Origin of the sequence: Gluconobacter sp. OJB (genome assembly GCF_039638275.1) — a bacterium.
Taxonomy (GTDB): domain Bacteria; phylum Pseudomonadota; class Alphaproteobacteria; order Acetobacterales; family Acetobacteraceae; genus Gluconobacter; species Gluconobacter cerevisiae.
In genome coordinates, this window is record NZ_JBDIWH010000004.1 from 77,699 (window position 1) to 92,478 (window position 14,780).

A 14,780-nucleotide genomic window follows, 5' to 3' on the forward strand; every position below is an offset into this window, starting at 1 on the left:
GACAGCCCTGCCGGCTGACCACAGGGTGCGGCTCTGCCCACAACTCCACAGGTTCAACACCAACAACAATGTCTTCATTCATAAAATAAGTTCGCTCGAAGCGGCGCTCTTCCCTACCGGAAGTCCCGTGCCTTCAGCAGCTCCGAGCCCTGAAGCAATGGTGTCTGGTCTTCCAGACTGAGCACAACGACATGGATCACATCGCCTTCCTTCTGAAGCCTCCCCTTGCAGGCCAAAAGACGGGACGCGAGAAGAGGACGGCGGTATTTCTCCTGCACATCCTTCCAGACAATCAGATTGGCTGTGCCGGTTTCGTCCTCGATCGTCACGAACATGGTGCCGTTCGCCGTCCCTGGCCGCTGCCGCATCAGCACAAGACCCGTGAGCTGGATCCGACGCCCATCCCGCAGGTACGGCAAATCTCCACAGCGCACGATCCCCTCTTTTCGTAAGCCCTCTCGGAGAAACGCGACGGGATGCCCGTTCAGACTAAGTCCTGTCGCCCGGTAATCCTCATGCACCGACGCCCGCTCTGACATCTGCGGCAGGACAATCTCCGGCTCGATCACCTCCGGCAGCGGAAAGTTCCGACCCCGATCCGCCGCTTCAAACAGCGGCAGCGCCGTGTCCGCGAGCCCCTTGATTGACCAGAGCGCAGCACGGCGCATCTGTCCGAATACCCGGAAGGCGTCTGCTTCTGCCAGACATTCCAGGGCCGAGACCGGCACATCGGCACGGCGCCACACATCGTCAATACTCTCATAATCCGGCATCCGAGACGCGATCAGGGCGGCACCATGGGCGTTCGCCAGCCCGCGCACCATCCTGAACCCAAGCCGGACCGCCGCGTACCGTCCATTCCGGCCCCGCTCCAGGGTGCAATCCCATCGGGAGGCATTGATACAGATCGGCCGGACCTCGACGCCATGGCGTTGCGCGTCCTGAACAATCTGGGACGGCGCATAAAATCCCATGGGCTGACTGTTCAGCAGGGCGACACAGAACACATCCGGATAATGGCATTTCATCCAGGCCGAGGCGTAAGCAATCAGGGCGAACGAGGCGGCATGGCTTTCGGGGAAGCCGTAGCTGCCAAACCCTTCGAGCTGGCTGAACGTCTGTTCGGCAAAGCCCTGCTCATACCCGTTGGCCAGCATTCCGTTCACCAGCTTGTCGCGGAACGGCGAGACCCCACCTGTCATTTTGAACGTCGCCATCGCACGGCGGAGCTGGTCCGCCTCGCCTGGCGTAAAGCCCGCACAATGGATGGCCACCTGCATTGCCTGCTCCTGGAACAGCGGCACGCCCAGTGTTTTCCCCAGAATGCCGCGCAGGGTCTCGGACGGATAGGTGACAGGCTCCAGTTTCTCTCTTCGGCGGAGATAGGGATGGACCATATCGCCCTGGATTGGTCCCGGCCGAACAATCGCGACCTGAATCACCAGATCATAGAAAGTCCGGGGCTTCATGCGCGGGAGCATCGACATCTGGGCCCGGCTTTCGATCTGGAATGTCCCGAGCGTGTCCGCTTTCTGGATCATGCGATAGGTCTGTGGATCCTCGGCCGGGATCGAAGCGAGATCCATACGGGTCTGATACACGGTGTGCAGCAATTCGAACCCGCGACGCAGACAGCCGAGCATTCCCAGACCCAAGACATCGACCTTCATAAAACGCAAAATGTCGATATCGTCTTTGTCCCAAACGATGATCTGCCGTCCGTCCATGGCGGTCGGCATCAGGGGAACAAGCTGGTCCAGGCGATCCTCGGTCAGCACAAATCCGCCCGGATGCGTCCCAAGCTGACGCGGGAAGCCGAGAAGCTGGCGGGCAAGATGAAATGTCAGGCTGAGGCGTCTCTCCTTCAGGTTCAGGCCAAGATCGGCCGCACGCGCCTTGCACAGATCGGGATCCGCGAGAGAGGAGGCGATGTGTTTGGAAAGCTGGCCGGTCAGATCCTCCGGTAGCCCCAGAACCTTGCCGACTTCGCGCAACGCGCCCTTGGGCTGATAGCGCTGCACGGTGGCACATAACGCTGCACGGTGGCGGCCGTAATGCCGGTAGATCCACTGGATGACTTCTTCGCGGCGGTCACTCTCGAAATCGACGTCGATGTCGGGTGGTTCCTGCCGTTCGGCCGAGATGAACCGCTCGAACAGCAGGCCCGAGCGGACCGGATCAATACTCGTGATGCCCAACACATAGCAAACCGCCGAGTTCGCGGCGGATCCGCGCCCCTGACAGACAATCCCGAGTGAGCGGGCATGACGCACGATCGTATTTACGGTCAGGAAATACGGAGCGTAGGCGAGAGAGCCGATCAGCCTCAGCTCATGGGCGATCTGCGCCTCGACGTCAGGGGGCGCCCCGGCCGGGTAGCGACGCGGCAGTGCGGCTTCGACCAGGCGTGTCAGGGTGTCCTGCGCGCTTTCGCCTGTGCGCTCGGTTTCGGTCGGATACTGATAGGTGAGGTCATCCAGACTGAAAGTGCAGGCCTCGGCAATTTTCCGCGTGTTGGCCAGGGCGTCTGGAAAAGCGGCGAACAAGCGTGCCTGTTCTTCAGGGGCTTTCAGATGGCGATCGGCGTGGACGTGACGGCGGTTGCCGAGAGCATCGACGCTGCAGCCTTCCCGGATGGCCGTGACCACGTCCTGAAGGATGTGCCGGCGTGCATCGTGGTAGAGAACATCTCCCGTCACAACGCAGGCCAGTCCCCGGATTTCGCAGAAAGCGGCAATCGCATGAAGCCGCGCCACATCCCCGGGCTGCCGGAGCATCTTCAGCGCGAGAAACCGGGTCTCTTCTTCGCCTTCCCTGTGTCTAGGCAGATCCAGCAGGCTTTGAACGTGCTCCGGAAGTGCTGCCAGATCCTCGGGCGGTAACAGGATCAGGACGAGGTCCGATGCCGCTCCGACGAGATCCTCCCAGCCCAGAAGAAACACGTCCCGCTCGCCCCGGTGATGACCAAGCGTCAAAAGCTGGCAGAGACCTGCCCAGCCCGCACGGTTGCGAGGATAGGCCAGGAGCGCACTGCCATCGCGCAAAGCGAGGCGGCATCCGGGTAGAAGACGAAGACCTGCCTCCCGCGCCGCCAGATGGGCGCGGATCACTCCGGCCACAGTGTTCCAGTCGGTCAGACCAATTGTGTCATAGCCCAGGGCTTTCGCCTGGAACATCAGCTCATCCGGCTGGCTGCCCGAGCGCAGGAACGAAAACGAGGACGTCACCTGCAATTCGACGTAAGGCGCGCTCATGGCCTAGCGGCGGTGGGGATGGGGGTGCCGGCTGCTATCAGGCGCGTTGCTGGTGGGCGCGCGCATGACCACGAAGCCCGAGCGTTCGAGATAGGCGACAAGCCGTTCGGCCACCAGACGGGCCATCAGCTCGGCGGCGTCATGCGTTCGCCTGCGTCCGTCATAGCACAACGCGTGCATCAGGACTTCGGCCACGTCCGAAGTGCTGGCCGGGATCAGGTCATCGCGGGGGTCCATCAGAAGACCCCCTGAAGAAACCAGTCACCTGAACCGGACCAGGCATGGGTTCCGTCGCCTTTGCGAAACAGCCACAGGCGCAGGCCGGTCGTGGTCTCGACCCGCCAATAGTCGCGGATCGCGCCGTAACTTTCGGACGTCTGCCACCATTCGCCCAGCAGTCGTTCGGGGCCATCGGCTGCCGCAATGCGATGCGTCTGTCGCTTCAGGACGAACTGGCGGGGCGCACCGTCCGGAAGCAGGGCAGTCACCTGCACCCGGACGGGCAGATCGAACAGAATGTTCGGCCGCGCCCAGAGCATCTGGCTCGCGAAAGGGGGGTTTGCCATGTTGCCTGGAGAAACGCGAGACTGTCCGTCCTCTGGCCAGGCGGAAAACCGGGGCGCGAGCTGGTGAACCGAAACAACGCCCGGACGATTCAGCAGCCGGTCGATCAGAGAGGCCGGGAGGCCCGTTTCAGAGGATCCGGCTTCGTCTGGCAGGACAGACCGCTCTGGCCCGGCTTCCAGCGGTTCGTTCGCGCTGACAGTCAGGATGACGGTTTCAATTCCGAACTCGGGCGCGATCTGAGGAATCTGGTCTTGCAGCAGGCGCGTCAGACGCGGCACGTCAGCCGTTGGGTCGGACGTCCCCACGCGGACGGCCTGAATGGATCCGTCCACGCGCACGCAGAGAAAGTCGAGCTGCCGCCCCCCCTCCCCTCGCGCCGTCAGCTTTTCGCAGACAACCGGCACGAGTGCGGCAATCACCGTGGCAATGGCCTCCGGCGTGCTGATCGGCTCGACCAGAGAGCGGGTCAGGGAGATCCGGTCCACAGGTTGAAACACGCTGAGCGGGCGGACCTGCCGTCCCAGAGCCTCATCGAGACAAGTCAGAAGCTCTGCCCCAAAACGCTTGGCTAGAGGTGCGCGCGGGAGGTCCGCCAGCGCGCCGATCGTGTTCAGTCCGAGACGGCTAAGGCTGGATAGCGTCTGTTCCGGCAAAGGAAGCGCTGAACAGGGCAACGGCTGCAGCGCCTGTTTCTGCTGACCGGGAGGCACGAGACAGATCCGGTCGATCGCCGAGCGGGCCAAGGCGCGTGAGGCAGCGGCCGTATCGCTCAGCGCCACAGAGCAGGAATGCCCCCTCGCCTTCAGGCGTTCCCTGACGAGATCCAGCATGGCCGTCTCACCCCCGTAAAGATGGGCGCATCCGGTGGTATCGCTGTAGAGGCTGTCCGGAGCATCGAACGCGGGCAGCGGCGACAGCCAGATCAACCATGAGCACAGATTGGTCAGCGCGACCCTCTGTGCGTCGGCGTCCTCTTCTGCGGTCAGAAGATCCGGCACCAGGGAGCGGGCCTGCGCTAGCGGCATTCCGGGTGTCAGTCCGGCTGCGAGCGCAGCCGGACTGACACCAGTGACGGTGTGGCGGTTATGTGCCAGCGCGTGCACAACGAGCGGCCTGTCGGGCGGGAAGTCTTCCGGGCGGGAGAGCTGAAGGCGCTCGGTGCGCCAGAAGGGCATCCAGAGAGCGAGAAAGCGGCGCATGATCGGTGCAGTCGAGGATCCAGTGAGCAGGGCGGCCTCCCCTCACCCGCAGCAGCGCGACAGAAAGGCGTCGGGAACCGGGAAGCGGCATGGCCAGTCCCGGAAAAAATCGTGGTGATGAGGAATGAGAGAGGATCCGCCAGCGCGTGGCGCACGCGCAGGGATCTTTCCCGGGAGCGCGTGCGAGCGGTGCAAAGCGCAGGAAGAAGCCTGTGTTGCCACTCGCTTCCACTGCCAGATTGAGGCGACGGATTTCCTTGAGGGTTGGGACGTGGCTTCCTGCTATCACGGCCAATGCGCGCTCTGGTCCGCGCAACACGTCTTCTGCGACAGCGAGCAGGCTGGCCGGGTCCGTTTCAATGCAGACCAGATGGTCCAGTGGAACACCGGACTGATGCAGCCCGCAGGCGTTCAGTTCGGCAGGTGTGTCGCTGATCCAGAAGACCGGCCCCCTGCCCTCTTTCAGGATGGGCAGCAGCATGGCGAGACTGGCTCCGATTTCCAGAGGATCGGAGATCAGGAAGTCATGCAGGCTGCCGGTCTTGAGACCGCCGCCGAGATGGGCATCGACGGCAGAATGTCCGGTGGCGAGTGTGTCACTATGGGAGTGAGACAGGTCTCGACGCTCCAGGCGTCGGACCTGCTCGCGCAGTCGCGCCAGGGCGTCCGTTGTCATTTATGTTCTCCTTAATGAGAACAGAAAGAGAACAAAAAAGGACTTAAGGCAAGAAAATTATCGAAGGTACTTTTGCCAAGAGTCTTAGGAGGCTAGGTTAGACCACGACTTTTGGCATTTCAGGAACATCTCTGACAAAACCAGATTTCTAATAAAGGGTATAAAACCGGTATTAGATTAAATTCCGATTATATATTTAATACCGGTAATATAATTAATTCCGGTATTAATAATAATCTTCTTATTTTTGTTTGCTGTAGGAGCTCCACATAATTTCGATCAGCGCGCCTTGCGTGATGCCTAGACGCTCGGCCTCACCGGCTATCGCGTCCCCAATCTCTGGCATGATTTTGGGGTGAATCTGATAGGTTCTAGGGCTGGGCTTCCGACCAGGCTTACGTCGCGGGGTGCGATCTAAGAAGCCATGAGCCTCCCCTACAGCGTCCACTATCTTAGTTTGCTGCACGCTTTCGTCTTTCGGACGTGCCCGTAGTCCTGCAAGTCTATTTGAGCCGGTCATATACAGCCTCCGCAAAACCCCTTGCGTTTTCTAGGGCCTTGTCCACTTTTCCGCCTGTCGTCATCTCTTTATTTTCGAGCATTGATGTCAAATCGCCCCCATAGGCAAATAGCTCAGAAAAGGCTGCCCTGGAGACTAATGACGGTTGTATGAGGTCGATGCCTTCCGATTTGAGCTGGCTTTCAAGATCTTTCTGAACGCGACTTTTTATAGCGGCACTTGTTTTTGTAAGCACCACAGCATGACGGATCGTTCTTCCGAGAGCATCCTCTTCTTCTCTTACGAGAGCCAAGGCTTCCGAACCAATCTCAGCGTCCAATGCTGTTGCCTGCATCGGTACAATCACTAGATCAGCCTGAGATATGGCGCGACTGACAAGTTGTGAAGCAACACCTTCAAGATCAACTATGACGATTTTTCCGTCGCCATCTGCTCTTTTGATTGTCTGAACAATTTCGGACCGGCCCACGTCTGATACGAGGCGAATGCCAGATGGGATGCTTCGAGAAGCCCAACGTGTAAGCGAGTGGTTTGGGTCGCAATCCAGAACCGTAACTTCGGCGTTCATTCGCGCAAACTCTGTAGCCAAGAGCACGGCACAGGTTGATTTTCCTACTCCCCCCTTGGGACTAGCCATCACAATTACGGGCATCAATCTCTCCAGATTAATACAATAACCGGTATTAAATAAGTCACCGGAATCGTTTCGGTAATCTGTAATATATGCATTACCAGAAATAAATCAATAACCTAAATTAATTCTATGACCGGAAATATATAACGAACCGGAAAAACACCTGAAAATCTAAAATCGGTAGTTCATAGCGGTTTAGAGGATGGCAGCATGGAAGGATTGAAAGAAAGCGCTGACTTGGAGTCAATCTTTTGATTGTCTGAACAATTTCGGACCGGCCCACGTCTGATACGAGGCGAATGCCAGATGGGATGCTTCGAGAAGCCCAACGTGTAAGCGAGTGGTTTGGGTCGCAATCCAGAACCGTAACTTCGGCGTTCATTCGCGCAAACTCTGTAGCCAAGAGCACGGCACAGGTTGATTTTCCCACTCCCCCCTTGGGACTAGCCATCACAATTACGGGCATCAATCTCTCCAGATTAATACAATAACCGGTATTGTATGACATACCGGAATTGTTTCCATAACCTGTAATATATCTATAACCGGTAATATATGACAAACCAGAATAACACCGGAAAAATTGGTAATGGATCGTAGTTTTGATGGTGGCAGAAATGGGAAGATTGAAGGAAAGCGTAATAGAAGAAAGGGCTGGCTGGAAGCTGCCCAGCCCCGCAACAGGTGGGTCAACGCGTGTCCTCGCCATGCTCGCCGGCTACGCCGTCTGCGCGTGGCTGCGGGCCGCGTTGATCCTGCCGCTGCGCGGCACTGTTGCAGTCTGAACAGCCCCCAGCCGGACGCGACGATGTTCAAAAACCAGAAATGGATCGAGCATCATGCGCCGTCATTCCCTTCCTTATGTCCCAACACCACGCGGTCGACCGCCCATGCGGTGGACCGATACGCAGGAGCCTGTGTCCTGCCGCAAGTGCAACGAGCACTGGGCTGGCGGTGATCCGGCCCTGACGATCCCGTGTACGGGCTGCAACGCGCCGGCGCATGAGCCCTGCCGTCGCAGTGCGGGGGGCAATGAGCGGGTGTGTGCGTGCCGGGATGAGGCGGCAACCCAGCTTGGACTCCTCTCACGCTGCGAAGGCCTGAGCTGGGATAACCGGCATGTGAAGCCACTTCTTCTGCGGGACGCTCCGATCGCGAGTGCTCTGATGTGCCGCTCTGTCCGGACAGGTGCCCCGGTGAGCAGGTTCGTGTCATGACGCCGGATCTGACATCGTATGACAGCATCATCGTGGCCGTGTCGGGCGGCAAAGACGGCCTCGCCTGCCTTTTCGCCCTCCTTGAAGGCGGTGCCCCGACGGACCGTCTGGAACTGTGGCACCACGAGGTGGACGGGCAGGGGCCGTCCTTCATGGACTGGCCCTCCACAAGCCACTATGTGAGCGCCCTGGCGCGGGACTTCGGCCTGCCGCTCTATCGCTCCTGGCGCGAGGGCGGCTTCGAGCGGGAGATGCTCCGCAAGGACGCACCGACAGCCCCTGTTCTTTTCGAAAGCCCTGAGGCTCTGATCCGCGCAGGCGGGCAGGGGCCGAACGGGACGCGCCTGCGCTTTCCCCAGGTCTCCGCCAGCCTGACGACCCGATGGTGCTCCAGCGTCACCAAGATTGACGTCGCCGATCGCTCCCTACGCGGCCAGGACCGCTTCCTGAACCGCCGCACCCTGTTCGTAACGGGCGAGCGTGCCGAAGAAAGCCCAAACCGTGCCCGCTATGCCGCCTTTGAGCCGCACCGCACGGATACGCGGCATGGCACGCGACGTCGCCGTCATGTCGATCACTGGCGACCCGTCCACCAGTGGAGCGAGGCGCAGGTCTGGAACAGCCTGAGACGCTGGAAGGTGATGCCGGCGCTGCCATACCGCATCGGCTTCTCCAGACTGTCCTGTGCCACCTGTATTTTTGGCGATGCGCGGCAGTGTGCAACGATCCGCTGGCTCGATCCTGCCCGCTTTGACCGTCTCGTGCAGTACGAGCAGCAGTTTGGCTGCACGATCAAGCGCACGGTGTTGCTGGAGCAGCTCGCCGAGCAGGGCAGGCCGTATGCCGCCGCCCTGGCAACGCCCGAGCTGGCCCGCGCGTGCCTCTCAACGCGTCCGATCCCGACTGTCTTCACACCAGCCTGGGAGACCCCGGCCGGAGCGTTCGGGCAGGGCGGGGGGCCAACCTGAAAAAAAAGAAGAAAAAACAGAAGGTTGAAAAAAGAAGAAGAGGGGAGGGGGGCAGCACAGGCCAGCCCGCCCTGCAAGAGGTGGGTCCGTCCGTGTCCTCGCTGCGCTGCGGGCCGGGCGGTCCCGACGCTGCGCGTCGCTCTGGCAGGCCGCACTGTCCTGCGCTCGCCGGAGAGGGTCAGGAAAGGAAATAAAGACAATGTCAGACACCCTCGAACGCCCCGCACAGGCCCACGCCTTCGACCTCAAACAGGCCCACGAAGAGGGCTGGACGATCCTCGAAGGCTGCGGACCCGACAATGACGAGACGCGTCTGGTGGGTCTGCATTGCAGCGATCCGCAGGCCTGGTGGCGCGTGGCGCGGAAGGCAGGCGAGGGTTCGACCTACCACCACGAGGCGCTGTCCCGCCTGTCCGAGAACGAGCGCGAGCAGATCCGCCTGCGCTTCGGTCCCCTCTGACCCCGAACTGATCCGGGAGGCCTGACGCCTCTCTCCCCGCACTGATCCTGTTTTCTGGCCCCCCGGTCTGCCTCCGCGCAGCACCGGGCGCTGCCGCTTGTCCGGAGTTTTTCCATGTCCACGTCTCAACTGAGCTTCTTCGACACCTCAGCACTCGGCGGCAGCCAGTCCAACCTGTACTGGGGCGAGCTTCCGGGAGACCGCGCCCTTGAGGAAGCCGCCGCTGCGGCCCAACAGGTCGCAAAAGCCCCAGCCCCGATCCCCGCTGTCCTGCCGAAGGTGGACTTCGCCTTGACCGGAACGCGTGGCCTTGCCGAGGGCTGGAAAGAGCGTGCGCGGGACAATCTTGCGGCGATCCGCCTTCTGGCCACGCTTGAAGCCGAGGACCGCAACGCCAGCCCCGACGAGCAGGCTGTCCTCGCCCGCTTCACCGGGTTCGGGGCAGGGGAGCTGGCCAACAGCCTGTTCCCGCGTGCTGGCGAAACCTTCCGGGCAGGCTGGGAAGAGATTGGCAGCCAGCTTGAGGAACTGACCAGCCAGCAGGAGCGGGCGGGTCTGGCACGGGCCACGCAGTACGCCCATTACACGCCCGAGCTGATCGTCCATGCGCTGTGGGATCTGGCCGCACAAATGGGCTTCCGGGGTGGCCGTGCGCTGGAGCCGGGCTGCGGCACAGGGCTGTTCATGGCGAGCGTGCCTCCGAAGCTGGCCCCGAAAACCGCCTGGACCGCGATCGAGAACGACCCGCTGACGGCCCGGATCACGCGCAAGCTGTTTCCGAACCAGTGGGTCCGGTCCGAGGACTTCACGACGGCCAAGCTGGCGGAGCGCTACGATCTGGTGATCGGCAACCCGCCCTTCAGCAACCGCACGGTCCGGGGCACGGACGAGCTGGGCCGCCTTGGCCTGTCCCTGCATGACTACTTCATCGCCCGGTCCATCTCCCGTCTGCGTCCCGGAGCGCTGGCGATGTTCGTCACGTCGCGGTGGACGATGGACAAGTCCGATGCCGGCGCACGGCGCACAATATTCGAGACAGCCGATTTCGTGGGCGGCGCACGCCTGCCAGCGGGTGCCATGCGCGACGATGCCGGAACCGATGTCGTGGTGGACGCTCTGGTATTCCGCCGCCGCGCACCGGGCGAGGATGCAGGCGATGCCACCTGGCTGGACGTGGCTGCGCTGGAGGACACCGATCAGGGCGAAGGCCCGCTGCGGATCAACCGCTACTTCGCGGAAAACGGCCAGCAGGTTCTCGGTCGCCATGACTGGACGAGCGGTCAGTTCGGACCCGAATACACCTGCAAGGCCAATCCGCTCCAGATGCTGGACGAGGCCCTGCCGCTCGCCCTCGGCCGTCTTTCTTCGCTGGCCCGCTTCCCGGCCCCGCAGACGCTCGATGTTGCGACGGTGCAGGATAACCACGCCGCCGAGGTCGGAACGGCCGCAGACGGTGCCCTGCTGAAAGAGGGGAGCTACCTGCTGCACCAGGGCGCGCTGCACCAGATCATTGACGGCGAAACCGTGCTGGTGAAGGTGAAGAAAGGCGAGCAAAAGGAAGGGATCTTCCAGAAGCACGCCGCGATCATCAAGGGCCTGATTCCTGTCAGGGATGCGGCCCGGCTCGTGCTTCGGGCACAGGTGGAAAACCTGCCCTACAGCGCCCATCAGGCAGATCTCAAGCGCGCCTATCAGGCCTTCGCCCGTCAGTTCGGGCCGATCAACCTCACCAACACCACAACGCGGGTGGATGAAGAGACGGGTGAGGAGAAGTCCACACAGCGCCGTCCAAACCTTCAGCCGTTCTACGACGATCCGGATGTGTGGCTGGTCAGCTCGATCGAAGAGTATGACGAGAAGAGCCAGACCGGCCGTCCGGGTCCGATCTTCAGCGAGCGCGTGATTCAGGCGCCGTCCGAGCCCGAGGTTCACGGCGCTCATGATGCACTGGCGGTCTCCCTGCACGAGACAGGCGGCGTGAACGTCGAGCGCATGGCGGAGCTTCTTGGCCGCCCGGGTGAGGAGGTGCTCGCCGAACTCGGATCCTCGGTCTATCTCGATCCGATCCGCAGCACAGGTGGCCGTGAGGTCTGGGTGACGGCCGACGAGGCCCTGTCAGGGGCGGTCCGCACCAAGCTGGCGCAGGCCCGGGAGGCTGCCGAGCGCGACCGACGCTACCTGCGCAATGTCGCGGCCCTTGAAGAGGTCCAGCCCGAAGACCTGGGCCCGTCTGACATTACGGCCCGTCTCGGAGCCCCGTGGATCCCCGTGCCGGATGTCGAGGCTTTCGTGGCAGAGGTCATGGGGGTCCGCACGACCATTCACCACACGATGGAGGTGGCGACCTGGAGCGTGGACAAGAGCGGGTTTTCCGGCAAGGCCGAGGCCACTTCGGTCTGGGGAACACAGCGCCGTCATGCCGGGGATCTGCTGGACGATGCGCTCAATCAGGCCAGCCCGAAAATCTGGGACACCTGGCGCGATGTGAATGGTGAACATCGTGAACTGAACACCAAGGAGACCGAGGCCGCCAAGGAAAAGCTGGCCGCGATCAAGACCGCGTTCGAGACGTGGGTGTGGCAGGACACTGACCGCGCCGAGCGTCTGGTGCGGCTGTATAACGATGCATTCAACAACCTTGTCCCGCGCACGTTCGACGGCTCCCACCTGAAACTGCCGGGAGCGAGCACGGCCATCAGCCTGCGCGACCATCAGAAGCGGGTCATCTGGCGGATCATCGCCAAGGGCAGCACCTACATGGCACACGCGGTCGGATCGGGGAAAACCTTCTCGATGTGCGCGGCCGTGATGGAGCAAAAGCGCCTCGGTCTGATTTCCAAGGGTATGATCGTGGTGCCGGGACACTGCCTTGCGCAGATGGCGCGTGAGTTCATGATGCTCTACCCGAACGCCCAGATCCTCGTGGCGGACGAGACCAACTTCGTGAAGGACAAGCGCCAGCGGTTCCTGGCCCGGGCGGCCACGGGGAACTGGGACGCCATTGTCATCACGCATGACGCCTTCAAGTTCGTGCCGGTCGAGAGCGCCTTTGAGCAGGAGATGGTCGAGGACCAGATCGCGTCCTACGAAAGCCTTCTGGAGAACGTGAACCGGGACGACCGCCTGTCGCGCAAGCGCATCGAGCGCCTGAAGGAGGGGATGGAGGCCAAGCTGAAAGCCCTGTCCAGCCGCAAGGACGATCTCGTGCATCTCGGCGAGATCGGGGTGGACCAGATCCTCGTGGATGAGGCGCAGCAGTTCCGCAAATTGTCTTTCGGGACGAACCAGTCCGATCTGAAGGGGATCGACCCGAATGGCAGCCAGCGTGCCTGGGATCTGTTCGTCAAAACGCGCTACCTCGCAAAGCGTAATCCCGAGCGCGTGCTGGTGATGGCGTCAGGCTCGCCGATTACCAACACCCTGGGCGAGATGTTCTCGATCCAGCGGTTCATGGATCTGCCAGCCCTTGTCGAGCGTGGTCTGCACGAGTTCGACGCCTGGGCCGCAAGTTTTGGCGAGACCCGCACGGAACTGGAGCTTCAGCCGAGCGGTCTTTACAAGCCGGTCACGCGGTTCTCCGAGTTCGTGAATGTCGCCGACCTGATGGCGATGTATCGCGACTTTGCCGACGTCGTGCAGCAGGACGACCTGAGACGCTACGTCAAACTGCCAGAGGTGGCGGGCGGCAGGCGTGAGATCGTCGTGGCCGATAGTGGAGACGCTTTCCGCGAGTATCAGAAGACGCTTGCCGAGCGGATCAAGACGATTGAAGAGCGCACGGGCAAGCCCCAGAAGGGTGACGACATCCTGCTGTCCGTCATCACCGATGCCCGGCACGCTGCCATCGACCTGCGTTTCGTGCGGAACTGGGCGGCGAATGACAACAGCAACAAGCTGAATGTCATGATCCGCAAGGTCTTCCAGATCTGGCAGAACACGTCGGCCAATCGCTACACCGACCCGGAGACCGGACGGGAGTACGAGCTGCCCGGTGCCACGCAGATGATCTTCTCGGATCTGGGCACGGAATCCGCGCTGGAGACACGCGGTTTCTCGGCCTATCGCTGGATCCGCGACGAGCTGATCCGCATGGGCATCCCGCGCGACGAAATCGCCTTCATGCAGCACTACAAGAAGAGCACGGCCAAGCAGGCGCTCTTCCGTGACATGAACTCCGGGCGCAAGCGCATCCTGATCGGATCGTCCGCGACCATGGGAACTGGGGTGAATGCGCAGCAGCGGCTGATTGCCCTGCATCACCTCGATGTGCCCTGGCTGGTCTCGGACATCATCCAGCGCGAAGGCCGGATCGAGCGGCAGGGCAACCAGAACCCGGTGATCCAGCTCTATGCCTACGCCCTGAAAGGCTCGGTGGACGCGACCAACTGGCAGATGCTGGAGCGCAAGCAGAAGTTCATCTGCCTTGCCATGTCCGGAGACCGGACCATCCGCCGTCTGGAGGATGTGGGGGCGGAAGCCAACCAGTTCGCCATGGCAAAAGCTTTGGCGTCGGGAGACGAACGCCTGATGCAGAAGGCCGGACTGGAGGCCGAGCTGGCCCGTCTGGAGCGGTTGCAGGCAGCCCATCACGACGATCAGTATAACGTCCGTCGCGCCATCGACCGTGCCGAGCGTGACCGTGACACAGCGCAGGCCGTGATCCCGCGTCTTCAGAACGACATCGCAAAGCGTGAGCCGACGCGCGGTGAAGCGTTCCGCCTGGTGCGCAAGGATCGGGAGATGACCGAGCGTGAGAAGGCCGGTCAGTGGCTTCTCTCGCAGGCCCGTCTCGCCGCGAAGGCCGGGGAGAAAGGCAAGTGGACCTTAGGTGCGATCGGCGGTTTCGAGATCCTGTGCGAGACCTGGCGCACCCGCTTTGACGGGGAGGAGACGTGGGACGCCACGCTTGGTGTTGTGCTGGACGGGCGGATCCTCGGCATGGACTTCGACCGCGAGACAAGCCCGGTCGGGCTGGTCAGCCGTATCGAGAACGCACTGCTGCGGTTCGAGGCGGAACTGGCGGACGCACGCCGTCAGGTGGAGGAAGCCGAGCGCAAGCTCCCCGGCTATCGCGCCCGTGTGGGTCTGGCGTTCCCGGAGGCGGCTTTGTTGCAGGAGAAACGTGAGGCCATGGCGGTCCTTGAGGCGGATTTGGCAGCCGATACGCAGCGCCGCGAGGAAGCGGAAAAAGCTGAAGCAAAGGCCGCGCTCGAAGCTGCGTGAAAATCGGGAAAATAGTCAGAAATGGGGGGGGGAAAGCGAGATGTCCGTTATTCGTGCTTGAA

Annotated in this window: 11 protein-coding genes; 5 read left to right on the plus strand and 6 right to left on the minus strand. The window is 61.7% G+C overall.

Annotated features, from left to right (window positions below; genetic code table 11):
* Window positions 1-113: 113 nt before the first annotated feature.
* The 6 genes from ABDK74_RS15145 to ABDK74_RS15170 all read right to left on the minus strand — a co-directional run bounded on the left by ABDK74_RS15145 (window position 114) and on the right by ABDK74_RS15170 (window position 7,358).
* Window positions 114-3,254 (minus strand): error-prone DNA polymerase, encoded by a 3,141-nt coding sequence (locus ABDK74_RS15145; protein ID WP_346004487.1) that lies wholly within the window; start codon window positions 3,252-3,254, stop codon window positions 114-116.
* Window positions 3,255-3,257: 3 nt separating this feature from the next.
* Entirely contained in the window at window positions 3,258-3,491 is a 234-nt protein-coding gene (locus ABDK74_RS15150; protein WP_099213480.1) for a hypothetical protein, read from the minus strand.
* Window positions 3,491-5,020 (minus strand): DNA polymerase Y family protein, encoded by a 1,530-nt coding sequence (locus ABDK74_RS15155; RefSeq protein WP_346004488.1) that lies wholly within the window; start codon window positions 5,018-5,020, stop codon window positions 3,491-3,493. Before ABDK74_RS15155 ends, ABDK74_RS15150 begins: the two co-directional genes overlap by 1 nt.
* Window positions 4,905-5,696, minus strand: coding sequence for a hypothetical protein (locus ABDK74_RS15160; protein WP_346004489.1), 792 nt, complete (start codon window positions 5,694-5,696; stop codon window positions 4,905-4,907). Before ABDK74_RS15160 ends, ABDK74_RS15155 begins: the two co-directional genes overlap by 116 nt.
* A 503-nt stretch (window positions 5,697-6,199) precedes the next feature.
* Window positions 6,200-6,868, minus strand: coding sequence for a ParA family protein (locus ABDK74_RS15165; RefSeq protein ID WP_206035396.1), 669 nt, complete (start codon window positions 6,866-6,868; stop codon window positions 6,200-6,202).
* Between the two features lie 109 nt (window positions 6,869-6,977).
* On the minus strand, window positions 6,978-7,358 hold the full coding sequence (locus ABDK74_RS15170; RefSeq protein WP_346004518.1) for a ParA family protein: 381 nt from the start codon (window positions 7,356-7,358) through the stop codon (window positions 6,978-6,980).
* Window positions 7,359-7,467: 109 nt separating this feature from the next.
* On the opposite strand from ABDK74_RS15170, the gene ABDK74_RS15175 reads away from it, so the two are divergent.
* The 5 genes from ABDK74_RS15175 to ABDK74_RS15195 all read left to right on the plus strand — a co-directional run bounded on the left by ABDK74_RS15175 (window position 7,468) and on the right by ABDK74_RS15195 (window position 14,718).
* Window positions 7,468-7,635: a hypothetical protein gene (locus tag ABDK74_RS15175; protein WP_346004519.1), complete on the plus strand. Its 168-nt coding sequence runs from the start codon at window positions 7,468-7,470 to the stop codon at window positions 7,633-7,635.
* A 54-nt stretch (window positions 7,636-7,689) separates the two neighbouring features.
* On the plus strand, window positions 7,690-8,067 hold the full coding sequence (locus ABDK74_RS15180; RefSeq protein ID WP_346004490.1) for a hypothetical protein: 378 nt from the start codon (window positions 7,690-7,692) through the stop codon (window positions 8,065-8,067).
* Window positions 8,064-9,035, plus strand: a complete 972-nt coding sequence (locus ABDK74_RS15185; protein ID WP_346004491.1) for a phosphoadenosine phosphosulfate reductase family protein — start codon at window positions 8,064-8,066, stop codon at window positions 9,033-9,035. The genes ABDK74_RS15180 and ABDK74_RS15185 overlap by 4 nt, the downstream gene beginning before the upstream one ends.
* A 199-nt stretch (window positions 9,036-9,234) precedes the next feature.
* The gene (locus tag ABDK74_RS15190) at window positions 9,235-9,495 is read left to right on the plus strand and encodes a hypothetical protein (RefSeq protein ID WP_211562381.1); all 261 of its coding nucleotides are present in this window, start codon (window positions 9,235-9,237) and stop codon (window positions 9,493-9,495) included.
* Window positions 9,496-9,609: 114 nt separating this feature from the next.
* Complete coding sequence (locus ABDK74_RS15195; protein ID WP_346004492.1) at window positions 9,610-14,718, plus strand: DEAD/DEAH box helicase family protein; 5,109 nt, start codon at window positions 9,610-9,612, stop codon at window positions 14,716-14,718.
* Window positions 14,719-14,780: the final 62 nt, after the last annotated feature.

Bases quoted from the DNA above. Each gene is read 5' to 3' on its own strand.
- ABDK74_RS15170 (WP_346004518.1), bottom strand. From the start codon at position 7,358: ATGTCATACAATACCGGTTATTGTATTAATCTGGAGAGATTGATGCCC.
- ABDK74_RS15145 (WP_346004487.1), bottom strand. From the start codon at position 3,254: ATGAGCGCGCCTTACGTCGAATTGCAGGTGACGTCCTCGTTTTCGTTC.
- ABDK74_RS15190 (WP_211562381.1), top strand. From the start codon at position 9,235: ATGTCAGACACCCTCGAACGCCCCGCACAGGCCCACGCCTTCGACCTC.
- ABDK74_RS15175 (WP_346004519.1), top strand. From the start codon at position 7,468: ATGGGAAGATTGAAGGAAAGCGTAATAGAAGAAAGGGCTGGCTGGAAG.
- ABDK74_RS15185 (WP_346004491.1), top strand. From the start codon at position 8,064: ATGACGCCGGATCTGACATCGTATGACAGCATCATCGTGGCCGTGTCG.
- ABDK74_RS15155 (WP_346004488.1), bottom strand. From the start codon at position 5,020: ATGCGCCGCTTTCTCGCTCTCTGGATGCCCTTCTGGCGCACCGAGCGC.
- ABDK74_RS15160 (WP_346004489.1), bottom strand. From the start codon at position 5,696: ATGACAACGGACGCCCTGGCGCGACTGCGCGAGCAGGTCCGACGCCTG.
- ABDK74_RS15150 (WP_099213480.1), bottom strand. From the start codon at position 3,491: ATGGACCCCCGCGATGACCTGATCCCGGCCAGCACTTCGGACGTGGCC.
- ABDK74_RS15165 (WP_206035396.1), bottom strand. From the start codon at position 6,868: ATGCCCGTAATTGTGATGGCTAGTCCCAAGGGGGGAGTAGGAAAATCA.
- ABDK74_RS15180 (WP_346004490.1), top strand. From the start codon at position 7,690: ATGCGCCGTCATTCCCTTCCTTATGTCCCAACACCACGCGGTCGACCG.
- ABDK74_RS15195 (WP_346004492.1), top strand. From the start codon at position 9,610: ATGTCCACGTCTCAACTGAGCTTCTTCGACACCTCAGCACTCGGCGGC.